Here is a 24848-nt window from a genome sequence, read left to right as displayed (position 1 = left end):
TTAATATTATGTAGGCAGTCCCTTTCCTGGCTAGAAAAATGAAAGGGAGGTCACTGGCAAAATCACCGTTATCCGCTTCTCACCTGTTTTACATCAAGGGATTTAGCCATATGCTGTTTCGGTATCTTGGCCTTAAAATCATCCTTTTTCAAACGCATCGCAAATAATAGGGCTATGACGAGCAAAGCTACAGAACCGAGGAGAGCAAATTGATAGGAAATTAAATTAACATGCTGCTCCCCATTCGGTCCTATCGAGCTAGTGCCCACTGCCCCCAGAATGCTGGCTAGGATGGCTACACCAATGGCAGAGCCAATCCGGTTTTGGACATTGAACAATGTAGCCGCCATTCCCATCGAAGCCGAGTTGATATTGGTGAAAGTGGAAAACTGTACGGCCACAACAGTATGTCCCAAACATATACCGACGCTAAATAATAAGGCACGAAGAAACCAGGGGTTGGCTGTCGGCCCGACAATGCTAATCAATGTATAAATGATGATTGTGCCAAGCAGCCCTATCCGGATCACCTGATGTATGCCCAGTTTCTTCGTAGTCCAAGGCATCATCCGGGAGGCCACCATCAAACCTATAGCTTCCGGGAAAGTCGTCAGCCCGCTTTCTAAAGCCGAAACATGAAGCGAACTTTGATACATTAACGGGAACACGAAGAGCATCCCCAATAAGCCCGCCATTGAAAATAATGAAATGATGCCCAATGTCCGAAACAATCGATCGGATAATAAACGCAAATCAAGCATCGGTTCGTTAACACGCAGCTCCAATAGAATAAATGAGCAAACAAGAATTACACCGATACAACCTGTATACATAATCACTGGGGAGTCCCATCCTTTAGATGGTCCTAAGCTCATTGCATACATCAACATGGAAAAGCCTGCAGCTGACATTAAAAATCCTGGAAGGTCCAACCTGCCAGCAGTTGGCTCTTTATGTTCTTTTAAAAGCCATACACCTAATAAAAGGACCATAATTCCGAAAGGCACATTTATATAAAATGCCCAACGCCAAGACAGCTGCTCAGCAAGGAATCCACCAACAATCGGACCAACAGCTGGTGCGAATGCAATGGGGAGCACAAGGGAACGGGAAACCTTTGGGCGTTCTTCAGCAGAGAACGTTCTAAATAATATGGCCATTCCAACTGGTGTCAGGATCCCGCCTCCTGCCCCCTGCAAAACCCTGAACAAGTTCAAGGTTTGTAGATTATTAGCGAATCCGCATAAAAAGGAGGCTGCCGTAAAGACACCCAATGCCATCAAGAAGATTTTCTTGGTTCCAAAACGATCCCCAAGCCAACCAGCTACCGGAAGGAATACAGCCAGGCTTACTAAATATCCAACATTAATGCCACTGGCTGAAGAGGGATCAAGGTTAAATTCATTACTGATCGTTGGCAGGATCACATTGACAATCGTCCCGTCCATCGAAACCATGAACATCGCTATGACATAAACGATGCTCACTACTATTTTAGGGTCTAACTGTATCTTGGATTTCACTGTGTTCCATCACTGCTGGCAACTAGTTTTAAACTATTGGGCAGCAAATCCATCCATTTTTTGTTGATGCATTTCCAGCAATCCTCTCGATATATCACGGACCAGCCTTCTGGAATAACCAAAAATTCGGGCCAAATGGAATGCCGACCTTCTTCATTTATAAATTCATTGTAGATGCCATTTTCATTCACGAAACGGTTGGTCATCAGTTATTGTCCTCCTTCATAATTTTTTCAAATTCTTGATAGTGAATGTTTGTTAGCAATCTCCTAGCCAATTTCAGCACGCTGCATTTACAACTAATAATGATAATCATTATCAACTGTAGTCTACAGGTTATGATATCTATTTATAACTTAATGGTCAAGTGCCTTCCATGGATTTACTGAGAAGGACCTATTCCTTACAAGGTACATTTCTCTTCAAAGCAAAACGTAAGGCCCTGTTAATCAAAGGTGGCAAGACTGAAAGATGCCCTTCCCCTTCAAACTCCTTGAATTGAACATTCACTCCGCTATCCTTCAAAGATAATCTTTTTGATAATTCCAAAGCATTTTCGTTCATGCCGCTTTTATGGGTGCCTTCCAGCTCCCCCACGCCAAGCAATAAGGAAATATGACCATTTCCTTGATTCAATCGGAAAAGAAACCTATCCTCCTCCTCACGGAACCACTTTTTGTTCCAATGGAGAGATGGGCTCCCAGCTATATATGTTTGGAAAGCATACGGATTTTCAAAAAGAACATATAAAGTGAAAAGGCCACCAAGGGAATGCCCGAAGAGCGTTTGGCTATTGTGATCGGCCTTAAATCTTTTACCGATTTCCGGTTTTAAATCCTCTTCTATGAATTTCAGAAAGTTTTCCGCTCCTCCATGCGAAGGCCATGGACTTCCGTCTGGTCTTACAGGTAACTCGCTAACCGCAACGGGCAGAGTGAAATCATAATAACGTTCAGAAGAAAATGGTGCATTGGTGGCATACCCAATACCCACAATGATGGCGGGAACCACCCCTGACTTTTCCGGCCGGCGAGATTGCAATCGTACCGCCTCAACCATCGTTCCAAATACAGAATTGGCATCCAGCAAATAAATGACTGGATATCCCGAGGGTGGCGGCTCTTCCAATGGCTTTGATACAAAGATTTGGTACTCACGTTTCCCAGTACTCGACTCCATGAGAAACTGTTGGGTTCCTTTGATCGCAACCTCTGTACTGGCAGTAGTTTTATCCATTACGCTTTTGTCCACTTTTTGATGCATCATCTAAATGAATTCCCCCAACCTCTAATACTAGTAATTTTATTCATTTTTCACTTCTCAAGTGATTTAATCTCTTAATATCAGCCTAGTTTAAAAGAATGTAATTGAGAAAGATTACCACGACATCGATAATGATAATCTTTCTCAATGAATATATCAACCATACACCGATAATTTTTTCCTATCATTTTACAAAAAGGAGCTTTCTCTTCCCTTTTTACCCTGGTTTTCATGCCCTTTTGAAATATCCTAAAACATTACTTTGGAAAATTATTCTTGAAATAAAAGAAAATTAATTATATATTTAATAGCACGCCCAAGTGATAATGATAATCGTTATCAAATACTACATGAAAATATTGTATCTTTATTTTGCAACCTAGCTGGTAAAGGAAGTGAAAAAATCAATCTTAACAAATAAAGATTTAACTGTGGGAACCGTGAAGAAGCGATAAATTTATATTCTATAAATCTAATAAGGGGAATCGACTAATGAAAAAGAAATTATTCGTACTTGGTATGGCAACAGTATTCAGTTTAGGACTCGGCGCTTGTGGCAATGCCGAAAAGACTTCAAGCGATGCTTCAGAAAAAAGCAAAGTGACGGATTCTGCTAAAAAAGAAACACAGACCATATCCTATCTGGATAAAGAATATACAATTCCATCCAAGGTGACCAATATTGCAACTGCGAGTTTGGAATCAATGGAAGATGCAGCGATATTAGGGATTAAACCTTCTGGTGTTGTTACTGTAGGTGGAGAAATACCTGAATATTTAGCGAAAGACCTCGAAGGTGCCAAGTCGATCGGTGAAAAAATGCAACCGAACTATGAAACCCTTCTGGGTATGAAACCTGATGTCATCATGTGGTCTTCTAAATCTCCAGCTAATGTGACGGAAAAGTTGGAAAAAGTGGCGCCAACATTCCCTTATTCACATATTTCGACAAACTGGGAAGACAACCTGCGGTTAATGGCCAGCCTTTCCGGTAAAAAGGATCAAGCTGAAAAAATCATTACAAAATATAATGATGATGCCGCAAAAGCAAAACTGGAAATTGGTGAAAAACTGAAGGATAAAAAGGCTTTAGTAGTGAGAATCAGGAACGGCAGCCTCTTCCTCTATCCTGAGGATGTGTATTTCAACCCAGTTATATATAAAGATTTAGGCTTGACTGTCCCTGAAGAAATAAAGCCTATTAAAGCACAAGAAATGATTTCACTAGAAAAATTTGCGGAACTGGACCCGGACTATATCTTCTTACAATTCACGGAAAGTGAAAATGCCCAAAAGCCTGAAGCTTTAAAAGAACTGCAAAATAACCCGATCTGGAAGAACATCACGGCAGTAAAAGATAATAAAGTGTTTGTTAACTCGGTTGATCCTCTTGCTCAAGGCGGAACGGCTTGGAGTAAAACGGCTTTCCTGAAGGCCGCCACGGAAGAATTAGCTAAATAAACAGTAAGGTGCGTTGAATGATATGGCAAAAACAAATTCATTACCAATAATAATTCTTTGTATGGCACCTCTATTAATTTGTATATCGATCGTTTTGTCCATTTTATACGGTGCCAAAAATATAGATTCCATAACGGTATGGAATGCGATTTTCCACTATGACTCTAGCAACGTCGACCATACCATCATTATGGCTTCTCGCTTGCCTAGAGTTTTGGGTGCCCTCCTCGTTGGGGCATTTCTAGCCATATCAGGAGCACTCATGCAGGGGATGACAAGAAATTATCTTGCATCCCCTTCAATTATGGGAGTGACTGATGGCTCAGCTTTCATGATTACACTTTGTATGGTTTTTGCTCCGGGTATGTCTTCTTTCCAAATGATCCTCTTTTCCATGATTGGTTCTGCATTGGGGGCCGGGATTGTATTTGGTTTTGGATCGCTGCTTCCAAATGGATTATCCCCCGTTCGATTGGCCATAATCGGAACCGTCATCGGGACATTTCTAAGTAGTATTTCGGCTGCCATAGCATCCTATTTCCAAATTTCCCAAAATGTAAGTTTTTGGTACAACTCCAGGCTGCACCAGATCGATCCCAATGTACTAAAATTGGCGATTCCTTGTGGAATGGTGGGAATCATCCTTGCTCTATGCATTTCTAAGTCGATTACCATTTTATCTTTAGGCGATGAAATTTCGATCAATTTAGGTCAACGCACAAAGCTGGTAAAAGCAGCGGCCCTCCTTTCCGTCATATGTTTAACAGGAATTGCCGTTGCCCTAGTAGGGAAAATCGGCTTTGTTGGGCTTATCATTCCTCACATTACCCGTTTTTTAATTGGGATAGATTATAAGTGGGTCATTCCATGTGCAGGTGTAATCGGTGCCGTTTTTTTAGCTCTGTGCGATGTATTGAGCAGGTTTGTCAATTACCCATTCGAAACCCCCATAGGAGTCGTTACTTCCTTGATTGGAATCCCTTTCTTCCTGTACTTAATCAGAACTAGAGGAGGAGAAAAGAATGGATAAGAATTCACGGTGGCGATTCACCATCACGATGACAATCATTGTATGTTTAATCGTTGTTTCAAGTTATTTCAGCTTAATAAGCGGTACATTCGACATGACCATCAAAGCTGTTTTTCAGACATTATTCAGGGTGAATCCAATGTCCGATTATGATTTGGTCATCTTTGATTTCAGGCTCCCCCGCATTGTAATCGCCGGTTTGGTGGGACTGAGTTTAGGAATTGCCGGAGCCGTCATCCAAGGCGTGACGAAAAATGGATTGGCCGATTCGGGGATCTTGGGTATTAATGCCGGGGCTGGTACGGCCATTGTCATTTTCATGTTTTTCTATCAAGGTCATAACGGCAGTCCGGATTGGTTCTCCATTATGAGCTTACCGTTGTTCGGGTTGGTTGGCGGTCTTTTGGCCGCCCTATTGATTTTCCTTTTTTCGTGGAAAAATGGGACACTCGATACGGGCAGGCTTTTATTGACCGGTATCGCCATTGGCTCAGCTTTTGGATCCCTTTCCTTATATTTATCATTAAAAATGAATTCCACGGATTTCGAAATGGCAACGGTTTGGCTCTCTGGAACGATTTATGATGCTAATTGGAAATACATCGCTTCCATGCTACCTTGGATGATAATCTTGATCCCCATTATTAAGAAAAAAGCGTATTTACTGGATTTGTATCAATTGGAAGAATCGAGTATAAAAAGTTTGGGGATTTCAGTGGAAAGGGAAACAATCATCCTCTTGCTCTGTAGCATCGGATTAGTGGGCGCCTGTGTTTCCGTATCGGGCAATATTGGATTTGTAGGTTTAATGGCTCCCCACATATCCAAGCATCTTGTAGGAATCCATCACAATCAAGTCATCCCCGTATCTGGGGCAGTCGGAGCATTACTGGTCATCCTATCCGACTTTATCGCAAAAACCGTTTTTTCACCCTCTGAATTGCCAGTTGGGATAGTCATTTCAATTATTGGTGTCCCATATTTTCTCTATTTATTAATTAAAGCAAAAGCATAGAAGGAGAGATGATAAGTGAGTATTCTCCGTATGGAAAATCTGGAAACGAATTACGAGAAATTCACGGTATTCAAAGACTTGAATTTGGAAATAAAAAAGGGACTGGTCACGACCATCATCGGTCCGAATGGATGTGGTAAATCCACATTACTGAAAACAATAGGCCGTATTCTAAAACAAAAGAGCGGAACCGTTTATTTGCAAGGTCAGGAATTACATAAGATCCATACCAAACAGATTGCCAAGCACTTGGCATTACTTCCCCAAAACCCGGTTGCACCAGCCCAATTGAAGGTAGAGGAACTTATTTCATATGGAAGGTATCCGCACCGCAATAATGTAAATAAACTAACGAAAGAAGATAAAGAAACGATTGAATGGGCCATGGATATCACAAAAACCCTTTCATTTCGAAACCGGCAGATCGCAAATCTTTCCGGTGGTCAAAGACAAAAAGTTTGGCTAGCAATGGCTTTAGCACAGCAAACGGAGATTTTATTACTAGATGAACCTACCACCTACCTTGATATGGCTCACCAACTGGAAGTTTTACAAATTGTTGAGAGACTTAACAGGGAACAAAAAAAAACCATCGTGATGGTACTGCATGATATCAACCATGCGTCTCGGTTTTCACATGAAATCATAACAATGAAGGAAGGAGAAATCGTTAAAATCGGAACCCCGGGCGAAATCATTACACCAGCCGTTTTAGAAGAAGTCTTTCGTATTAATGCAAGGGTCATGATAGATCCTGCCAATGGGGCTCCCGTTTGTTTTGGTTATGACAATTTATCACAGCAAGAAGTCTAGAAAGAAGCCGTTTCATCCATTTAAAAGTTGTGACTCTAAAAGTGGGTATATTTCATCAAATGATATTCCCGAATCAACTGACCCAAACCAACACCTCCAATTTCTCAGGTATGGTTTCCATCTGAATTTTATAACATAGTTGATTGGAGAGAAAGGTGCGAGACTCCTGCGGGGAAAGCGCGTCTAGGGGAGACCCCGCAAGCGCAAGCCGAGGAGGCTCCACGACCGCCCGCGGAAAGCGAGTTTCTTGAGCGGAAATCAACATCCAAATTGTACAAGCGATAAAAAAAACCGCAGGCAAACTCGCTTTTCTTTGAGTTTGTCTACAGTCTAAAGTTAAAGGGATGTCGACAAGTCGACACCCCTTTTTTTACAAATTCATAGTTTTTCCAACTGGATTATACCTGCTGTATTTTGTTTCTGAATCCCTGCCTTTTGTAATTTCACTGCCGTTCCCTCAGGTAAGTTAGTGAATATAATAGGAGTGACCGTAGATGGAGCATTCCGCTTTATGAAATCTAAATCAATTTCCAAAAGAGGTGTTCCTTTTGTTATCCTTTGACCTTCTTGCACAAGAGATGTAAACCCTTCTCCATTTAATTTAACTGTATCTAAGCCAACATGGATCAGAATTTCCAGACCATTATCCATTTTCAATCCCAGTGCATGATTTGTCGGGAAGATACTTAGCACTTCCCCATCGATTGGGGATACTAGTTTTCCATTGACTGGCTCGATAGCAAAGCCATCCCCCATCATTTTCATCGCAAACACTTGATCGGGAACTTGTTCTATCGGTAACACGGTTCCTTCAATCGGAAGGACAAAGTCATTTGCACCCAAAGCTTGGTTCTCTTCCACTCTTTCCTCTGCCACTTGTGCAGATGGACCTGTTCTCACTTGGCTTGAATCGACGCCATTCTTGACAAGTTGTTTCATTGCATTTGCAACGAATTCAACATTCGTTCCAACAATGACTTGCACACTTGATTTATTCAACTTCATTACACCGCGCGCACCATGCCGTTTTAAGGCTGCTTCATTCACATTTCCTGAATCGGCCACTTGTAAACGCAAGCGTGTTGCACAGTTATCAATTAGCTTTATATTCTCTTTACCACCAAGATCTTGAATGAAAAGCGATCCCATATCGGTATATTTATCCCCTGTTTTCACAATAGTTTCTTCTTCCACATCTTCCTCATCGTCTTCACGGCCAGGTGTTTTTAAATCCATGATCTTGATGACAAAATAGAAAATCACGAAGTAAACTGCCGCGTAAATCAATCCAATTGGTATTAACCAAAGTGGTTTTTGCGCAATACCAAAGTTCAAGAAATAATCAATGGCTCCTGCAGAGAATCCAAAACCATGATGGATATCCAATATAACGGCGAGTGCCAGAGAGACACCGGTTAAAAGGGCATGTATTACATATAATACTGGTGCGATGAACATGAACAGAAATTCAATCGGTTCAGTGATTCCTGTTAAGAAAGAAGTGAAAGCTAACCCAACAAGCATCCCCGTCACCAATTTACGTTTCTCTTTCTTAGCAGCTGCGATCATCGCTAATGCTGCTGCTGGAAGACCGAACATCATGATCGGGAAAAAGCCGGTCATGAAGGGACCAGCTGTCGGGTCCCCTGCGAAGAAACGATTTATATCACCTGTCGCTCCATTGTATTCACCAAAAACGAACCAAACCATACTATTCAAGACATGATGCAATCCTACTGGAAGCAATAAGCGATTCAATACGCCGAATACGCCGGCACCCAATGCCCCTGCACCTGTAATCCAGTCTCCAACACTATTGATTACGTCTTGAATCGGCGGCCAAACAAAACCGAATATTCCTGCAAGTATAATCATCGCAAGCGAAGTGATTATCGGGACGAATCGTTTCCCTGAAAAGAATCCAAGCCATTCTGGGAGTCTTATGTCGGAGTATCTATTATATAGAAGAGCGGCAACTATACCCGATATAATACCGCCTAAAACAGCCATGTTAATATCTTCATTAATCGCTTTTGTACCATTCGTTAAAACAAAGTAACCAACAAGACCTGCCAATGCCGCAGCACCGCTTCCATCTTTGGATAATCCAATCGCTATACCTAAAGCGAACAATATGGCAAGGTTATCAAAAATAGCTTGTCCCGAGGCAGCCATAAATGGAATATCAAGTAAATCAGGTTGCCCTAAACGAAGCAATAAAGCCGCTGCTGGCAAAACAGCAATCGGTAACATTAAAGCCTTCCCAATTTTTTGTAAAAAATTTAACATCGAACTCATCTCCCTTGTTCCTAACTTCTTTTAATTCAGCAGAACGAAAAGACGTATAAAGCGTTTTCATTTTATCAATATAATAACTTTTCTTTGGCTTATACTAGCACAGAAAATATATAGATGTCTATACCAATTTACTTGAAAACATACTATTTTCTTCGAAAATAAAGCAAAAATATCTTTTTTATTCATGATACACCCTAACTGGTCTAGACAACCCTTAATAAAAACGATAAAATGAGGGCAAAATATATGAGACCACTTCATGACTCATTCATTAAGTTTTACTTTCATAAAGGAGATTATGTATGAAAACATTCATTATTAATAATCTAACAGTTCATAGCGAAAAGGAAACATACCAAAATGGGTATATTAAAGTCGTGGATGGAAAAATTGCCGAAGTTGGTCCAGTCAGCCAATGCAAACAGGACGATGATGCCAAGGTAATTACTCTTTCACCGGATTATCAGGTAATTCCCGGTGCGATTGACATTCATATTCACGGAGCATCCAATTCCGATGCAATGGATGCCACACATGAAGCTTTATCCACAATGGCAGAGACTCTTCCTAAAGAAGGAACCACCAGCTTTCTGGCCACTACAATGACTCAATCTACCCAAGCCATTGAATCAGCACTTCTTAATGCTGGTAAATATATCGAAAATCAAACACAAGAACACGCTGAAATAGTTGGGATCCATTTAGAAGGTCCTTTCATTTCACCGGTCCGTAAAGGAGCACAGCCTGAAGAGCATATCGTTGACCCTGATGTCACTCTATTTAAAAGGTGGCAGGAAATGGCCGAAAATCAAATCAAGCTTGTAACGCTTGCTCCTGAACAACCAAACGGATTAGATCTTGCCGCTCACTTAAGGGAAACTGGCGTCGTCGCTTCCATTGGACATTCAGATGCAACATATGACCAAATTGATGAAGCAATCCAAGCAGGGACTACCCACGTTACACATCTTTATAATGGGATGCGGGGACTCCATCACCGCGAACCTGGTGTTTTGGGAGCTGCTTATCTTCGAGACGAGCTATATGTTGAACTTATTGCTGACGGCATTCACTGCAGGCCGGAAATGGTGAAGCTGGCATATAACCAAATTACCAGTGAACGCATGATTTTGATAACGGACTCGCTTCGTGCAAAATGGCTAGAAAAAGGTACCTATGATTTAGGTGGCCAGCCTGTGTATGTTAACGAAACGAAAGCAACGCTTTCAAACGGTACACTAGCCGGCAGTATATTGAAAATGAACGATGCCATTAAAAACACCTTAAAATATACCGATTGTTCCATGACTGACATTATAAAAATGACGGCAGAAAACCCTGCCAAGCAGCTTCGGATTTTTGACAGAAAAGGAAGCATCCAAGTCGGCAAAGACGCCGATTTTGTAATATTGAATGACCGATTGGACGTTGAAATGACGTTCTGTAGAGGTAATTTAGCTTTTAAAAAGGAGAATGTATAATGAATATCATTAAAGTGCAGGACTATGAAGAAATGAGCCGGACAGCAGCTGAAATAGTAATCGGAAAAGTCAAAGGAAATCCGGATATCAAATTGGGCCTTGCAACAGGCGGTACCCCTAAAGGGATGTACGATAATATGATTGAAGATCACATGAGCAATAATACTTCATATGAAAATGTAACGTCTTTCAATCTTGATGAGTATATCGGCTTAAGTCCAAATGATGCAAACAGTTATCATTACTATATGGATGACTCCTTATTCACTCACATCAATATAAATAAAGAGCGCACTCACCTTCCGAATGGCACAGCCGATGACAACTCTGGAGAATGTAAACGGTATGACGAAATGATTGATTCCGTGGGAGGAATCGACCTTCAGATACTTGGTATTGGGCAAAATGGCCATATTGGTTTTAATGAACCTGGAACTTCTTTCACATCCGGTACACATGTCGTGACACTTGAAGATTCAACGCGCCAGGCAAATGCACGTTATTTCGACTCCCTAGACGAAGTTCCCACACATGCCGTTACGATGGGCATTTCAACAATCATGAAGAGTAAAGAAATTCTGCTGCTGATATCCGGTGAAGAAAAAGCCGAAACCTTAAAGAAATTGATACACGGTGACATTTCAGAGGAATTCCCTGCATCTATCCTAAAAAAACATAATAGTGTTACAATTATCGCAGACCAAAAAGCGTTATCCGGAGTGATAATTCCCTAAAAGGAGCGAAAGTCGATGATTGATAAAAACTCACCTCTTCCGATTTATTTTCAAATCGAAGAACAAATAAAAAGACAAATAGAAAACGGTGAGTTCCAAGCGCACAATGCCCTTCCATCTGAACGTGAATATGCGGAGCAGTTCGAAATTAGCCGAATGACCGTCCGGCAAGCCATAAATAACTTGGTTAATGACGGATACTTATACCGTCAAAAAGGCAGGGGAACCTTTGTTGCCGATAAAAAGTTGGAGCAGCAGCTCAATGGATTGACCAGTTTTACAGAGGATATGAAGGCCAGGGGATTAAATCCAAGCAGTAAGCTGCTAAGTTTTGAAATCATTCCGGCTGATAAGAAAATTGCCAGTGAATTGCTCATTTCCCTTCATGCACCCGTTTATGAAATAAAACGCATTCGGTTGGCTGATGATGTTCCAATGGCACTCGAGACCGTGTACATGTCTGCTAATTTAATTAAAGGGTTAACGGAAGAAATCATTAACCATTCCCTTTACCAATATGTGGAGAATTACGTAAAACTTAAAATAGATTATGCTACACAAACATTGGAATCATCGATTGCATCTGAATTAGAAGTCACCCATTTAGCGATTCCAAAGCACTCACCCATATTATTCATTCAAAGGAATACGTTCCTAATAGATGGAACTCCCCTTGAATATGTTAAATCGGCTTATCGTGCGGACAGGTATAAGTTCACTATCACCATAACCAGATAACTTGAATTTTTCGGATATAAAACAAGGGCAAATTTCATCACTAAAGTCTTTAATGCCAAAGGTAAATCGGAGGTTGCACATATATGAACTCATACTTTGAAGAAGTGCAGGCGTTACTCACAATTGTGGGAGAAGAGGAAAAGCATTCAATTAAGAAATCCGTGGAACATATCTCAAAAGCAGTGATGTCGGATGGAGTCATCCATTTATTCGGAAGCGGACACTCTCATATTTTGACGGAAGAGGTATTCTACCGGGCAGGTGGGTTAGCCGCGATTCGTCCTATTTTCGTTGAAGATTTGATGCTTTTTAAGGGTGCATCAAGGTCCTCCCAACTTGAACGGCAAAATGACCTAGCAGAGAAATTCATGCATGATGAGGATATCCGTCCTGGTGATATCTGTATCGTCATTTCATCATCTGGCGTGAATCCCGTTCCCATTGATGTCGCGACACTCGCAAAAGAAAAAGGGGCCTTTGTCATTGGACTAACATCACCGGAATATGCAAAAAGTTGTCTTTCACGGCATAAACAGAAGCATTATCTTCACGATGTCGTTGATTTGGTCATAGATAATCATATTTCCAAAGGTGACACATTACTGAAATCAAATAATATATCTTTTGGTTCTGGATCGACCGTGATCGGGGCCGTTCTCCTCAATATGATTTTTACGCAAGTCATCCAAACGATTATTGAATCGGGGGAAACCCCTCCCGTATTCCTAAGCAGTAATATCGAAGGGGCCGATGAACACAATCAAAAGATCATCGCGAAATATAAAACAAGAATCCCCCAATTGTGAATCGGTTTAGCCAAAAAGGAATACATAAGCTTTTATGTTCCTCATAAAGCAGTCACGATGAAATATTAAAGAAGGCATCCATGCGGATGCCTTCTTTAGTTTAAAGGTACTTCCCTTTATTCCTTATTTTTTAAAAACGGCCACCAATTCGCATTTCCAAACGTCGCAACCATCACTGGAATAAACAATGGCAATATGACAAACGCATATAAAGCAAGCCCCACCAATATTAAAGTGGCAATCTCCAATAGCGATAATACGCCTGCTGGCATCATGGCAGCAAAAGTTCCGCCAAGAATTACGGCTGCCGAGATGATCACCGTTCCCATTTTCCTCATGGATAGTAACATCGCTTCCTTGACCGGCTTATCTTTCCATTCGTTAAAGCGATCCATCAAGAAAATGCTATAGTCAATGCCAAGAGCAATCAAGATGACGAATGCAAAGAAAGGAACGGCCCAGCCGATGCCTGCATAACCGAGAATATTAACAAAAATCAACTCTGTAATGGCTGCCGCTGTATAATAGGTCAAAACGAGCGAAACAATCAAATATATCGGCATGACCAGGGATCGGAGCATGAAAAAGAGAATGATTGCTATACCCGACAGCATCAAAACGACCGTCCGGGAAAAATCCTCCTCAGACATCGTTCCCAAGTCATGATGCGTACTTGTGATACCGCCTATCGCCACTTGCGCATTTTCTAGCTTTGTATCTTTCGTTACTCTTTCAACGGTTGCTTCAATCGAATCGATTTGCTCGATTGCTTCATTGGAATATGGATTCGCCTTGAATACCACATCCATGGTCATGATCTTACCATCTTCAGATAAATACGCGTTCAATGCTTCCTTGAATTCTTCGCTTTCCACTACTTCTTTTGGAATGTACATACCTGTTACCGTTTTATCCGTTTTTGCCAGCCCTGATAAATAACCCTGTGCAGATGATAGTCCATCATGGACTTCATTCAGTCCATCCGCACTTTCATTCAATCCATCTGTCAAATCAGTAAGTTGCCCGCCGAGGCTTGAAAAACCATTTAGGAGTTCTTGCTGCCCATTACTTAAGCTGGTAAGTCCTCCTTTAAATCCTGACAGATTATTTATGACTTCACCCTGACCATTGGCCATGGTGCTTAGGCCTCTTTGTAAAGTGTCAACACCTGAAATCAATTGGTTCAGGCCCTCCCCAAGAGAGGTTTGACCCTTTACGATATTTGCCATACTTTGGTTCGCTGTATTCAAACCGCCGGACACTGTACCAAGACTCCTATTGAGTTCGGAAAGGCCTGCTGCCATGGGCTCCAAGCCACCCTGTGCCCCTTGTACGGTTTGCTTGATCGTTTGATAGGACTGATCAGCCTGTAATTCTGGATGAGTGGCTTCCATTTGCTCAAAGGAAGTATTTAAACCAGCAAGGCTTTGTGATACGCCCGTAAGGTTAGTTTGAATCTCTTTGTAGCCCCCTGTGAGCTCACTTAACCCATTAGCTGATTGTTTATAGCCTTCGAGGAGCTGTCCGCTTCCGGTGGCGAGCTTCTCCAGATTTGCCTTGACCTCATTCAGTCCGTTTTTTATGTCACCAGTCCCTGAAGACCCATCGCGTATGCCTGCTTCAATGCTTGTTAACGCCTTCTCGACCTGACCTACGCCACTTTTTAATTCATTGGTCCCGGATATGAGACCCCCTATACCGTCCGTCGCTTGCTTCAAGCGCGGCCCTGAATCGGAAAGCTCACTGCCTGCCGTTTTTAACCCCTCACTTATTTGTTTAATGCCTTCATTTCCTTCCCCGATACCCTTTTCCAAAGTTTCGGCTTGATTCGCGACAAATAAGTCCTTAATCGGTTCACCTGCCGGGCGGGTCATGGAACGAACTACATCGACTTCATCCACCTTGACGACTTCCTGGCTGATTTTTTCAGCAAGTGCGACGTAATCTTCCGAATCCATACGTTCGTCATTTTTGATGACAATCTGTGTTGGCATCGATTGTCCGGGACCGAATTCATCGGAAATGATATTAAATGCCATGATGGAAGGAACATCATCACCCGCTTCTTCAAGGGAGTTATAAGAAATTTCCCCATCATACATAACCAAAAAAGGAACACAGACGATTGCAACGATCATTAGCGCCAACAATGGGCGGTTCAAGGAGAAGTTACCGAGCATTCCCCATAGTTTACTTTCACTATGCGCAAGCTTCCCTTTTGCCGGCCAGAATAGCTTTTTGCCAAGAACCGCCATGAAAAATGGAACGATCGTATAAAGGGCGATCATTAAAATGAAAACCCCTATGGCAACGGCCGCCGCAGATTGATAGAGCTTAAAAGTAGAAAAACCTATTGCCGCAAAGCCAATCATTACGGTCAGCCCACTGAAGAATACAGTCTTACCGGCAGTTCGGTATGTTTCCATGATCGCTTCAGGTAAGGACTCCTGTGACGATAGCTCCTCCTTGAAGCGACTAAGCAGCAGTATGCAATAATCAGTCCCGATTCCAAATAAAATACCAACCAGGAATATTTGGGTGTAAGACGAAATCGGAAAGTCCCATTTATCCACCAGGAATGAGACGATGGATTGTGAACATAAATATGTGAAGCCGACTGTTACCAACGGAATGATCGGTGTCACCACTGAACGGAAGACTATCAGCAATACCGCCAGAATGAAGACAACCGTGATGCCTTCAGTTTTCTTAAGCCCCTCTTGGGAATTGGCATTAAGATCTTCATCGATCATCCAGCTGCTTGTGTAATAATGCTCGACATCCACTTCCTTCAACTCTTTATAAAGGGAATCGATCGCTTCCTTAGCTTCTCGGTCACCCTTGACCATCGTGATGGATGTCAAAACCGTGGTTTCATTCTCCGAGACCAACTGACCTTTTAGCGAGGGCTCATTAAAATGGGTCATGACCTCTTTGATGCCAAGCTCCGCTTTATTCTTTTCAAGCTTTTGGATCGCTATTTCAATCTCTTTCAATTCCGAGGAAGACAACTTCTTTTCACCATGAAATACGAGAGCCACTTGTGACTCATCCTTATCCTGGATCTCTTTCATTAGCTCATTGGCCATCCCAGAGGAATACTCTGCCGGTACATCCAGCTGTCCCTTATTCCGGACAAGGTCCGCCATATTCGGTGCCGCAAACAATAAACCTGCCGTAATTGCAACCCAAGCGATAATGACCAGCCATCTTCCCTTTATGATTCCCCTCATTTATATTTCCTCCCATTCCTCATTCTTCATTTGAATGAAAATTTGTGCCAGCTTCTCATATGTATCAAGGAATCTAACGATCTCTTCATAATCGAACTTCGTCAAGATGCTCTCTACCAATTTATGAATCTTATTTTCCGTTTCCTGTAACAATGCTTTCCCCTCTTTGGAAAGCTTCAAGTGAAAGACCCTCCGGTCAACCAGGTCCTGTTCCCGTTCTATCAATCCTTTGCCTTCCAGCCTGTTGATATTGGAAGTGACGGCACTCTTATTAATATAAAAGGCATCACTGATTTCCGTCGAAGTACATAACCGTTGTTGTTCAATGAACCGTAAAGTATAGTATTGTTCGTTCGTCAGCACATCACAAATCTGATCTTTTATTAAAAGTTCCCCCATCTTATTTACATAGAAGGAGACTTTCATATATCGATCAATCAATTCGGAAACTTTTTCATTAGTCATCGTTACACCTCACAAAAGTAGTTCAGTCATTTAACTATATGTAGCTTACTATTGTTTTATTTATTTCGTCAATCCCATGAAAGTTTATTATTTCCAGTTTAACTTATGGTAAATAAGGGAAAACCAAAGTAAGCAAACAATCTACTATTCTTAAGGAGGAAATATAAATGACTCAAACAACTATCGAAACTCAAACGAATAGCAAACTATTAAAAGGGATTCTAATCGGGGGACTTGTTGGTGGTGCGTTGACCTTGCTTGACTCCAACACAAGAAATAAAGTGAAGCGTTCAGCCGTCATTTTAAAAGACAACTCCATGAATATGATTGAACAGGTCAAGGAAAATCCCGGCGAAATGAAGGAACAGATGGTATCAGGAGTCAAAGGGGCAACAGAGACGATTAAAGAAGCCATCAACGACGTTGAAACCTTATATGAAACTGTCAATGAAGACGTGGTGGGTAAAGTTTCAGAAGTAAAGGATATCTCCACTAATGCCCTTGGTACAGCTAAGGACGCAACAAGTGAATTAAAAGACATCAGTTCAAAAGTGGTCGTTGCCGGTAAACAACTGAAAGAAACGCCATCACAATCATTGAAATCCGATAATAAAAAAGGTGAAAAAGAGAGTGATGAAGTCGTTACCCAATCAGGTTTATCCAATAAAAAATCCATTTCATCCAACTTTTAATATAAAAAAAGCTGAGGCAATATGCCCCAGCTTTTTTTATATCATTTAATAACCTTATTCAGAACCCTCTAGTTTATTCGTTATCTCATGGTCCTTTTTCACTTCAGCTAACCAAACGGGATATTCCTCTTGTAATCTTTCAGAAATCAGTGTTTCCTTGATCACTTCTTTACTGTCTTCTAAATTAGCTTTTTTTGCTTCCTTCTTACCGGTTACCTTTATGATGTGGTAACCATAATCGGATTTGACTGGATCACTGACTTTATCGATATCAAGATCAAAGGCAACATCTTCAAACTCATCCACCATATCACCTTTCCCAAAATACCCCAAGCTTCCACCCTTATCTGCCGTTTCTGTATCAGTGGAATATTTAGCTGCCAATTTAGCGAAATCACCGCCGTCTGCAATTTCCTTCGCAACTTTTTTAGCCGTTTTTTCGTCTTCGACTAAAATATGACTAGCCTCCACTTGTTCCGCTTGTGCAAATGTATCTTTATTATCCTCAAAATACGTACTGATTTCATCGTCTGTCACGGTAATTCTCGGCTCAATCAGTTTTTTCGTTTGCAGATAAACCACGATGTCCTTTTTCAAGGCTTCCATGGACGAACCGCTTGCTTCCAATTGCTCTTTTAATGCCTTTTCATCACCGTAGGACTCAACCATCGTATCGATTTCTTTCTGGATTTCTTCATCCTTAATTTTAATTCCTTCTTTTTCCGCTTCCAATTCAACCAATTTATTCGTAATTAACAGGTCTAAAGTATCTGCTCCGTACCCTGCAATAAGCGCGTCATACAGCTCATCCTTATTGATTTTCTCACCATCTATACTTGCCATTGTCTTATCCGTGGACGAAATCATCGCAAAAGCCATGATCCCGGCAATGATTAAAATGCTCCCTGCCCAAACATATGCCTTCGTGCTTCTTAATAGTTTCATGAATAGTCTCCCTTATTTTTTCTATTATCATAGCTTGGGAATATTAATTAATCCTTAAGATTTTAATTCCACCTGCAGTATGCATTAATTCAATCATTATACTAACATACTTATATCCCCACTGAAATTTTAGAGTATTACTAAAAAACTGACCTGCTACCAACTTACATTGCTATACAGTATCAATCTAAATTATACCGTTATATTGACTTTGACCATATAGGTTACAGAGGTGAAGCTGTGGGAGAAAATCTCGTCAAAACCAGAAAAAAGCATGGTGTAAGGGGAATTCCTTTACACCATGCTTTTTCGTTTTATTTACGATGCATCTTAAATTCAAGGAAGAGTTCATTGTAATGGGCCAAGTTTTTCTTGCCAAGGTTTTCGTATACTTCCAGTTTCTTTGTCATTTCCGGTGATGGATAGAAACGTTCATCCTTCACCACTTCTTCAGGCATATATTTCAACGCTTCCTTATTAGGTGTCGAGTAGCTTACATATTCAGCATTCTGTGCTGCAACTTTCGGGTCCAGCATGAAGTTGATGAACTGGTGAGCCGCATCGACATTTTTGGTTGTTTTCGGGATGACCATATTATCAAACCATAAATTGGACCCCTCTTTTGGTACTACGTATTCGAGATCTTCATTTTCAGCCATTATTTCAGAGGCAACTCCAGACCAAACAAGACCAATCGGCGCTTCCTGGGCTTCCAATAGCATGCGGCTTTCATCTCCAACGATCGCTTTAATATTCGGGGTGAGTGCATCAAGCTTGGACTTTGCCTCTTGAAGGTGTTCTTCATCTATATCATTCAATGAATAGTTCAAAGAGTTCAGTCCCATGCCTATCACTTCTCTAGCCCCATCCGTCAAAAGGATTTCATTTTTTAAATCTTTATCCCATAAATCCGCCCAAGCCGTTATCTCTTTGCCACCGAGCATCTTGGAGTTGTAAACAATTCCAACCGTTCCCCAAAAATACGGCACGGAATATTTATTCTCCGGATCGAATGGCAGATTGATGAATCGCTCATCGATATTTTTCAAATTTGGTAGCTTGGAATGATCCAAGGGAACCAGTAAGTCCTCTTGCCTCATCTTATCGATCATATACTCAGACGGAATGGCAATATCATAAGTCGTACCGCCCTGTTCGATTTTCGTCATCATTGCCTCATTGGAATCGAACGTCTCATAAATGACCTTTATACCTGTTTCTTCTTCAAAACGGTCGATTAGATCCGTATCGATGTAATCGCCCCAATTATAGATGGTAAGCGTATTGCTGCTAGTAAACCCCTGCGATGAATTCAATCTGGAAATCGCATATAGCAGCAAAACGGATACAAGGGATATGATCAAAAACATTTGGACCAGCCTTTTCATCGTTTCCCCCCCATTCCCGTTTGCCTTACACGTTGAGTTATATAGTAATAAACGACAACCAACAGTAGTGTCACGACGAATAGCAGTGTCGATAGGGCATTGATATTCAATGAAATTCCACGGCGGGCCAATGAATAGATTTCCACAGATAGAGTGGAAAAGCCATTACCGGTCACAAAGAACGTAACCGCAAAATCATCAAGGGAATAAGTCAATGCCATAAAAAAACCAGCAAAGATACCTGGTAAGATGTATGGCAGGATGACCTTCGTCAATACATCCCACCGGCTTGCCCCTAAATCTCGGGCCGCATCAATTAAGGTAGGGCTCATTTCTTGAAGTTTCGGAAGGACCAGCAGCACAACGATCGGGATGCTGAAAGCTATATGCGACAACAGTACCGAGTAGAATCCAAGTTTGATCCCGGCCATTGTGAATAAAATCAGGAAGGAGGCACCGATGATGACATCGGGACTGACAATCAATACATTATTCAATGACAATACCGTATTCCTAGCTTTACTGCTCGTAAAGGACCGAATTCCAATGGCCCCTATCACCCCTATGATAGTGGCGATCAGTGCAGATAATAAAGCGATCACAAGTGTATTCAATACAATGATCAACAGCCTTGTATCTTGGAATAGCTCTTTGTACCACTCCATCGTGAACCCTTTAAGATCATACATCGTTCCACCGCTGTTAAAAGAGTAAAAGACTAAAAAGAAAATCGGTGCATAGAGTATGAGAAAAATCAACACGAGAAACGCTTTTGATATTGGTGATAATTTATTGCCCAATTTACACACCCTGCTTTCGGTTACCCGTTACAAACATAATCAGGAACATTATAATAATCAAAAATACCGCGATAGTGGAACCCATGCCCCAATCCTGTGTCACAAGGAAGTGCTGCTCGATAGCCGTACCAAGCGTAATGACGCGGTTACCGGCAATCAGCCTTGTAAGCATGAACAATGAAAGTGCCGGGATGAAGACTACCTGGCATCCCGTCTTCACACCATCTAACGTCAATGGAAAAATGACGCGGCGGAATGTCATCCATCGGGACGCTCCCAAGTCGTTGGCCGCATCCAAAAGGGTTGGATTCATTTTATCAAGCGCATTGAATATCGGTAAAATCATAAACGGGATGAAAATATAAACCGAAACGAAGATGAAGCTGAAATCCGTAAAGAGAATCTGCTGCTTTCCAATCCCTACAGCCTCCAGAAAACCATTCGCCACACCATACGTGCCAAAAATACCAATGAAGGCATAAGCTTTCAAAAGTAAATTGATCCAGGAAGGTACGATAATCAGCAAAAGCCACAACTGCTTATGCTTGGTTTTCGTTAATAGATATGCTGTCGGGTAAGCCACTAAAAGGGATATTCCCGTAATCAGGAAAGCATACCAAAATGAACTTAAAGTCATTTTTAAATATACTGGCGTAAAGAACTTTTGATAGTTAATCAAAGAGAGATTGCCTTCAATGTCAAAGAAGGAATAGTAAAGGATTAACAAAATGGGTGCAATCACGAATAAAGCAATCCATAAGACATAGGGTATGAAGTAAATATTCCGGGATATTTTATTCTGCATGACTTTCCCCATCATGATACGCTTCCAAACGCTTATCGAATTCTTCTTCAGTTTCACCCAATCGCATGACATGAATCGATTCTGGATCGAAATAAAGACCTATTTCATCTCCCACCGCCACTTTTTTCGTTGATTGGACAAGCCATTCATTTCCATCATGGTCATAACAGCTGATTTCATAATGAACACCGCGAAATAGCTGGGAGTCCACCCGAACTTGCAGTTTTCCGCGATCGACGGAAGTTATCTCTAAATCTTCCGGGCGGATGACAATATCGACAGCTTCATTACTGTTCAATCCTTGGTCGACACATTCGAACTGTCTGCCGACGAATTCCACGAGGTAATCCTCAATCATTTTTCCTTTTACAATATTAGACTCACCGATGAAATCGGCAACGAATCGATTCAGCGGTTCATCATAAATATCCGTAGGGGTCCCACTTTGCTGAATTTTCCCTTTGTTAAGGACAAAAATCTCATCTGACATCGCTAATGCTTCCTCTTGGTCATGAGTGACGAAGATAAACGTGATTCCAAGTCTTTGTTGCAGCTCCCGCAATTCATATTGCATTTCTGTACGCAATTTCAAATCGAGGGCAGATAGCGGTTCATCCAGAAGGATGACTGCCGGTTCATTAACAATCGCCCTGGCAATCGCTACCCTTTGCCGTTGACCACCGGACATTTCCCTGATCTCCCGTTTATCATAACCCTCCAAATTAACAAAGCTAAGGGCTTCCTTCACCTTTTTTTCCACTTCCGTATTTTTCATTTTCTTGATCCGAAGGCCGAATGCTACATTTTCAAACACATTTAAATGCGGAAAAAGTGCGTAATCTTGAAATACCGTATTTACTTGCCTTTTATTGGCTGGTACATCATTGATCCTTTTTCCTTCAAAGTAAATATCACCTTTGGATGCCTCCGTAAATCCAGCAATCAAGCGAAGGATCGTGGTCTTCCCACAGCCGGAAGGACCCAAGAGCGTATAGAACTTCCCTCTCTCGATTTCAAAACTAACATTATCGAGAACTATCGTATCATCATCGAATTGCTTCGTAACCTGATCGAAGCGTATTATATTCCCGTTTGCCATAGCTACTTCCCTCTTTCCATTCCCTTACTTCATCCATCTTTACCTTAAATGAACCAATGCATTTGTCTTGAATTCTACAAGTAGGATTCCGTCACCACTAGCAATAACTCGGATGGACCTTTAAAATCATTGATGATTTGATGTTCATCTGAAGCATGAAAATAAATCGATTCCCCTGCCTTGACGGAATAAGCATGAGTACCAAGCTTTACAATGACTCTTCCGTTTAATACATAACCGAATGTTTCCGACAAGGATGGTTCAAATTGTTTGAACTCCCCTTTTTCCTGAAGAGTCAAGCGAATCGGTTCCATTTCCTTCTCATTCGATTCAGGCACGAGCCACTGAATTTGATACCCTCGTTCGTCATCTATGAAAAATGTTTGCGCTTCTTCTTCATACACCACTTTTTGGACGTGATCCTCTTCATCGAAGAACTGCTTCGGCTTGCAGCCGAGTACTTCTAAAATGTTGAAAAGAGTTTCAATTGAAGGGGAACTGAGATCCCTTTCTAACTGTGAAATATACCCTTTGCTTAAATCAGTTCTTTCCCCCAATTCTTCCTGGGTCAATCCTTTTTTCAAGCGAAGATTTTTAATTTTTTTTCCAATTTGCATCCTATTTACCCTCAATTGGTTTACTTATAGTAAACCCATAGTAGATAAAGTTTTATATAAGTAAACTTCCAGTTTAATTTTACGAATATTATTATACAGGAAATACTGGAAACTTCAATTGAAAGTTCCAGGAATGCATGAAAAAAGGACCGCCTACTGGCAGTCCTTCTTTTACAACTTCAGATAAATCTCTTGCGCTTTCTTTTCGCCATCTGCAATACAGTCCGGGATTCCAACACCATTGTATGAACAGCCCGCAAGTAAAACATTCGGATAATTCTCGGAGATTTTCGCCTCCAGGGATTGAACGATTTGAGGATGTTTTATATGGTAGTTTGGCATATTTTCATGCCATTTCGTCACTTCACTTGTAATTGGAGTTCCAGAAATACTTAAACTATTTTTAATGTCGCGTAAAGCCACCTGAATTAATTCCTGGTTTGTAAGGGACCGTAATCGTTCATATTCCGGACTTGAGCTTTTATAAAAAAGCCTTACTAAAAGCTGACTGTTTTCAGAAGTATGCTCCCATTTCCGGCTTGTCCAGGTACATGCATTACAGATCAAATCACTATTATCACCTGCAATGAAACCAGTCCCGTCTTTAGGAAGCTTACTGTCCGGGATATCGAATCCAAGATAAACGCTAATCATTGAACTATTGATCAAGCCAGAGAAGTCTTGATCCAACTCCCGATCACCCAATAGTTTCTGGGCAGCTGTATGCGGTGTACTCAAAACAATGAAGTCCGTTTCCAGCTTTTCACCGTTTGCCAATGAAATGATATACCCCTGATCATTCTTTCTAATTTTTTCTGCCTTGATCCCTTTTAAAATTTCCACCATATCGAGGCTCTCCTCAATACGTTCAATCAATGCCGATAAGCCATTTTTAAACGAAAGGAACTTCCTATTTCCCTTGCTTTGGTATTTCTGCTTATTTTCCGATAAACCGCGTATTATACTGCCATATTCATTTTTATAATCCAGCATCTCAGGCAGTGTTTTGGCAATGGTCAATTCATTTAATTTCCCTGAATAAACACCCGATAGGACAGGTGATATCTGTTTTTGCACCAATTCCTTACCTAAGAAACTTTCAAGGAATAAACCGATTGAGTCATTTTTCGTAAACGTCTCATTTTTTGTATAGAAATCCTTTAAGGCGTCGACCTTCCCTTGTGCGGAAACCAGATCACTTTTCGCCAGGGACTCCAGGCTCATTGGAATTCCGAATAAGGCATCTTCCGGGATTCCCTTCAGCATGCCATCCGTATGGATAAATGATTTTCCCGTCGCATTATAGACAACTTGGTCCTCTAGGTTCAATTCTTCAAGAAATGGTACTATATTTTGCTTCCTTGCGACAATCGAATCGGCACCCGCTTCGATTTTAAAAGGACCATCATGCACTGTCCTGATTTTACCGCCTAATTTCTCATTTCCTTCTATTAATATCAATCGTACGGAGAGACTGTTCGCTTTAGCCGTTTTTTGTAAATAATACATGGTTGATAAACCGGTAATGCCTCCACCTACGACTACGATTGTTTTCATTAGGACTACACCTCGATTAACGAAATTTTCATTAAGTAAAGTGTACCATAAGGCAGCAGCAATATTAAAAACGGCCCTTCTAAAT

At 41.2% G+C, this 24848-nt stretch carries 22 protein-coding genes; 9 read left to right on the top strand and 13 right to left on the bottom strand.

Going from position 1 to position 24848, the window contains the following annotated elements; genetic code table 11:
- Nucleotides 1-68: 68 nt before the first annotated feature.
- The 3 genes from ACDZ29_RS11830 to ACDZ29_RS11820 all read right to left on the bottom strand — a co-directional run bounded on the left by ACDZ29_RS11830 (nucleotide 69) and on the right by ACDZ29_RS11820 (nucleotide 2789).
- Nucleotides 69-1463 carry a DHA2 family efflux MFS transporter permease subunit gene (locus ACDZ29_RS11830; RefSeq protein WP_375091133.1) on the bottom strand — a complete coding sequence of 465 codons (1395 nt, stop codon included), beginning with the start codon at nucleotides 1461-1463 and terminating at the stop codon, nucleotides 69-71.
- Nucleotides 1464-1519: 56 nt separating this feature from the next.
- On the bottom strand, nucleotides 1520-1729 hold the full coding sequence (locus ACDZ29_RS11825; protein ID WP_289323388.1) for an MbtH family NRPS accessory protein: 210 nt from the start codon (nucleotides 1727-1729) through the stop codon (nucleotides 1520-1522).
- Nucleotides 1730-1919: 190 nt separating this feature from the next.
- On the bottom strand, nucleotides 1920-2789 hold the full coding sequence (locus tag ACDZ29_RS11820) for an alpha/beta hydrolase (protein ID WP_375090892.1): 870 nt from the start codon (nucleotides 2787-2789) through the stop codon (nucleotides 1920-1922).
- Nucleotides 2790-3278: 489 nt separating this feature from the next.
- Here ACDZ29_RS11820 and ACDZ29_RS11815 point away from each other — a divergent pair, with 489 nt between their 5' ends.
- Genes ACDZ29_RS11815 through ACDZ29_RS11800 form a run of 4 tightly spaced genes read left to right on the top strand, consistent with a single transcriptional unit; the run spans nucleotide 3279 to nucleotide 7105 of the window.
- Nucleotides 3279-4247, top strand: a complete 969-nt coding sequence (locus ACDZ29_RS11815; RefSeq protein ID WP_375090891.1) for an iron-hydroxamate ABC transporter substrate-binding protein — start codon at nucleotides 3279-3281, stop codon at nucleotides 4245-4247.
- A gap of 22 nt (nucleotides 4248-4269) precedes the next feature.
- The gene (locus ACDZ29_RS11810; protein WP_375090890.1) at nucleotides 4270-5277 is read left to right on the top strand and encodes a FecCD family ABC transporter permease; all 1008 of its coding nucleotides are present in this window, start codon (nucleotides 4270-4272) and stop codon (nucleotides 5275-5277) included.
- Entirely contained in the window at nucleotides 5270-6292 is a 1023-nt protein-coding gene (locus ACDZ29_RS11805; RefSeq protein ID WP_375090889.1) for a FecCD family ABC transporter permease, read from the top strand. The genes ACDZ29_RS11810 and ACDZ29_RS11805 overlap by 8 nt, the downstream gene beginning before the upstream one ends.
- A 15-nt stretch (nucleotides 6293-6307) precedes the next feature.
- Nucleotides 6308-7105 (top strand): ABC transporter ATP-binding protein, encoded by a 798-nt coding sequence (locus ACDZ29_RS11800; protein WP_375090888.1) that lies wholly within the window; start codon nucleotides 6308-6310, stop codon nucleotides 7103-7105.
- A 378-nt stretch (nucleotides 7106-7483) separates the two neighbouring features.
- On the opposite strand, the gene nagE is transcribed toward ACDZ29_RS11800, so the two are convergent.
- Nucleotides 7484-9394, bottom strand: coding sequence for an N-acetylglucosamine-specific PTS transporter subunit IIBC (gene nagE, locus ACDZ29_RS11795; protein ID WP_375090887.1), 1911 nt, complete (start codon nucleotides 9392-9394; stop codon nucleotides 7484-7486).
- 311 nt (nucleotides 9395-9705) lie between these two features.
- Here nagE and nagA point away from each other — a divergent pair, with 311 nt between their 5' ends.
- The 4 genes from nagA (at nucleotide 9706) to ACDZ29_RS11775 (ending at nucleotide 13162) form a co-directional block, all read left to right on the top strand.
- Nucleotides 9706-10884, top strand: a complete 1179-nt coding sequence (gene nagA / locus ACDZ29_RS11790; protein WP_375090886.1) for an N-acetylglucosamine-6-phosphate deacetylase — start codon at nucleotides 9706-9708, stop codon at nucleotides 10882-10884.
- Entirely contained in the window at nucleotides 10884-11618 is a 735-nt protein-coding gene (gene nagB / locus ACDZ29_RS11785) for a glucosamine-6-phosphate deaminase (protein WP_375090885.1), read from the top strand. Before nagA ends, nagB begins: the two co-directional genes overlap by 1 nt.
- A gap of 15 nt (nucleotides 11619-11633) precedes the next feature.
- Nucleotides 11634-12356: a GntR family transcriptional regulator gene (locus ACDZ29_RS11780; protein WP_289323384.1), complete on the top strand. Its 723-nt coding sequence runs from the start codon at nucleotides 11634-11636 to the stop codon at nucleotides 12354-12356.
- Between the two features lie 83 nt (nucleotides 12357-12439).
- Nucleotides 12440-13162: an SIS domain-containing protein gene (locus ACDZ29_RS11775; protein ID WP_375090884.1), complete on the top strand. Its 723-nt coding sequence runs from the start codon at nucleotides 12440-12442 to the stop codon at nucleotides 13160-13162.
- 116 nt (nucleotides 13163-13278) lie between these two features.
- Here the strand turns inward: ACDZ29_RS11775 and ACDZ29_RS11770 are convergent, their stop codons facing one another.
- Nucleotides 13279-16395, bottom strand: coding sequence for an MMPL family transporter (locus tag ACDZ29_RS11770; protein WP_375090883.1), 3117 nt, complete (start codon nucleotides 16393-16395; stop codon nucleotides 13279-13281).
- A complete protein-coding gene (locus ACDZ29_RS11765; protein ID WP_375090882.1) occupies nucleotides 16396-16860 on the bottom strand; it encodes a MarR family winged helix-turn-helix transcriptional regulator in 465 nt (154 codons plus the stop codon). It abuts the gene before it with no gap.
- A 167-nt stretch (nucleotides 16861-17027) separates the two neighbouring features.
- Between ACDZ29_RS11765 and ACDZ29_RS11760 the strand changes: the two genes are divergently transcribed.
- Nucleotides 17028-17552 (top strand): YtxH domain-containing protein, encoded by a 525-nt coding sequence (locus ACDZ29_RS11760; protein WP_375090881.1) that lies wholly within the window; start codon nucleotides 17028-17030, stop codon nucleotides 17550-17552.
- Between the two features lie 54 nt (nucleotides 17553-17606).
- On the opposite strand, the gene ACDZ29_RS11755 is transcribed toward ACDZ29_RS11760, so the two are convergent.
- From ACDZ29_RS11755 to ACDZ29_RS11725, 7 genes are all read right to left on the bottom strand, one after another.
- Entirely contained in the window at nucleotides 17607-18497 is an 891-nt protein-coding gene (locus ACDZ29_RS11755) for a peptidylprolyl isomerase (protein ID WP_375090880.1), read from the bottom strand.
- A gap of 314 nt (nucleotides 18498-18811) precedes the next feature.
- Complete coding sequence (locus ACDZ29_RS11750) at nucleotides 18812-19885, bottom strand: PotD/PotF family extracellular solute-binding protein (protein ID WP_375090879.1); 1074 nt, start codon at nucleotides 19883-19885, stop codon at nucleotides 18812-18814.
- The gene (locus tag ACDZ29_RS11745; RefSeq protein ID WP_375090878.1) at nucleotides 19882-20685 is read right to left on the bottom strand and encodes an ABC transporter permease; all 804 of its coding nucleotides are present in this window, start codon (nucleotides 20683-20685) and stop codon (nucleotides 19882-19884) included. Before ACDZ29_RS11745 ends, ACDZ29_RS11750 begins: the two co-directional genes overlap by 4 nt.
- 1 nt (nucleotide 20686) lies before the next feature.
- Nucleotides 20687-21490, bottom strand: coding sequence for an ABC transporter permease (locus ACDZ29_RS11740; RefSeq protein ID WP_289323380.1), 804 nt, complete (start codon nucleotides 21488-21490; stop codon nucleotides 20687-20689).
- Complete coding sequence (locus ACDZ29_RS11735) at nucleotides 21480-22589, bottom strand: ABC transporter ATP-binding protein (RefSeq protein ID WP_289318704.1); 1110 nt, start codon at nucleotides 22587-22589, stop codon at nucleotides 21480-21482. Before ACDZ29_RS11735 ends, ACDZ29_RS11740 begins: the two co-directional genes overlap by 11 nt.
- Before the next feature lie 74 nt (nucleotides 22590-22663).
- The gene (locus tag ACDZ29_RS11730) at nucleotides 22664-23206 is read right to left on the bottom strand and encodes a helix-turn-helix domain-containing protein (protein ID WP_375090877.1); all 543 of its coding nucleotides are present in this window, start codon (nucleotides 23204-23206) and stop codon (nucleotides 22664-22666) included.
- A gap of 171 nt (nucleotides 23207-23377) precedes the next feature.
- On the bottom strand, nucleotides 23378-24763 hold the full coding sequence (locus ACDZ29_RS11725) for a protoporphyrinogen oxidase (RefSeq protein ID WP_375090876.1): 1386 nt from the start codon (nucleotides 24761-24763) through the stop codon (nucleotides 23378-23380).
- Nucleotides 24764-24848: the final 85 nt, after the last annotated feature.

It is taken from the genome of Peribacillus sp. RS7 (assembly GCF_041956845.1).
Taxonomy (GTDB): Bacteria; Bacillota; Bacilli; order Bacillales; family DSM-1321; genus Peribacillus.
The sequence above is the reverse complement of the archived record's forward strand: the minus strand, read 5'-3'. Positions and strand labels throughout refer to the sequence as shown.

What these genes read in the sequence shown, in the direction of transcription:
- ACDZ29_RS11760 (WP_375090881.1), top strand. Translation starts at nt 17,028, where the DNA reads ATGACTCAAACAACTATCGAAACTCAAACGAATAGCAAACTATTAAAA.
- nagA (WP_375090886.1), top strand. Translation starts at nt 9,706, where the DNA reads ATGAAAACATTCATTATTAATAATCTAACAGTTCATAGCGAAAAGGAA.
- ACDZ29_RS11775 (WP_375090884.1), top strand. Translation starts at nt 12,440, where the DNA reads ATGAACTCATACTTTGAAGAAGTGCAGGCGTTACTCACAATTGTGGGA.
- ACDZ29_RS11735 (WP_289318704.1), bottom strand. Translation starts at nt 22,589, where the DNA reads ATGGCAAACGGGAATATAATACGCTTCGATCAGGTTACGAAGCAATTC.
- ACDZ29_RS11780 (WP_289323384.1), top strand. Translation starts at nt 11,634, where the DNA reads ATGATTGATAAAAACTCACCTCTTCCGATTTATTTTCAAATCGAAGAA.
- ACDZ29_RS11750 (WP_375090879.1), bottom strand. Translation starts at nt 19,885, where the DNA reads ATGAAAAGGCTGGTCCAAATGTTTTTGATCATATCCCTTGTATCCGTT.
- ACDZ29_RS11815 (WP_375090891.1), top strand. Translation starts at nt 3,279, where the DNA reads ATGAAAAAGAAATTATTCGTACTTGGTATGGCAACAGTATTCAGTTTA.
- ACDZ29_RS11820 (WP_375090892.1), bottom strand. Translation starts at nt 2,789, where the DNA reads ATGATGCATCAAAAAGTGGACAAAAGCGTAATGGATAAAACTACTGCC.
- ACDZ29_RS11810 (WP_375090890.1), top strand. Translation starts at nt 4,270, where the DNA reads ATGGCAAAAACAAATTCATTACCAATAATAATTCTTTGTATGGCACCT.
- ACDZ29_RS11765 (WP_375090882.1), bottom strand. Translation starts at nt 16,860, where the DNA reads ATGACTAATGAAAAAGTTTCCGAATTGATTGATCGATATATGAAAGTC.
- ACDZ29_RS11740 (WP_289323380.1), bottom strand. Translation starts at nt 21,490, where the DNA reads ATGCAGAATAAAATATCCCGGAATATTTACTTCATACCCTATGTCTTA.
- ACDZ29_RS11770 (WP_375090883.1), bottom strand. Translation starts at nt 16,395, where the DNA reads ATGAGGGGAATCATAAAGGGAAGATGGCTGGTCATTATCGCTTGGGTT.
- ACDZ29_RS11725 (WP_375090876.1), bottom strand. Translation starts at nt 24,763, where the DNA reads ATGAAAACAATCGTAGTCGTAGGTGGAGGCATTACCGGTTTATCAACC.
- ACDZ29_RS11755 (WP_375090880.1), bottom strand. Translation starts at nt 18,497, where the DNA reads ATGAAACTATTAAGAAGCACGAAGGCATATGTTTGGGCAGGGAGCATT.
- ACDZ29_RS11830 (WP_375091133.1), bottom strand. Translation starts at nt 1,463, where the DNA reads ATGTTCATGGTTTCGATGGACGGGACGATTGTCAATGTGATCCTGCCA.
- nagE (WP_375090887.1), bottom strand. Translation starts at nt 9,394, where the DNA reads ATGTTAAATTTTTTACAAAAAATTGGGAAGGCTTTAATGTTACCGATT.
- nagB (WP_375090885.1), top strand. Translation starts at nt 10,884, where the DNA reads ATGAATATCATTAAAGTGCAGGACTATGAAGAAATGAGCCGGACAGCA.
- ACDZ29_RS11730 (WP_375090877.1), bottom strand. Translation starts at nt 23,206, where the DNA reads ATGCAAATTGGAAAAAAAATTAAAAATCTTCGCTTGAAAAAAGGATTG.
- ACDZ29_RS11805 (WP_375090889.1), top strand. Translation starts at nt 5,270, where the DNA reads ATGGATAAGAATTCACGGTGGCGATTCACCATCACGATGACAATCATT.
- ACDZ29_RS11825 (WP_289323388.1), bottom strand. Translation starts at nt 1,729, where the DNA reads ATGACCAACCGTTTCGTGAATGAAAATGGCATCTACAATGAATTTATA.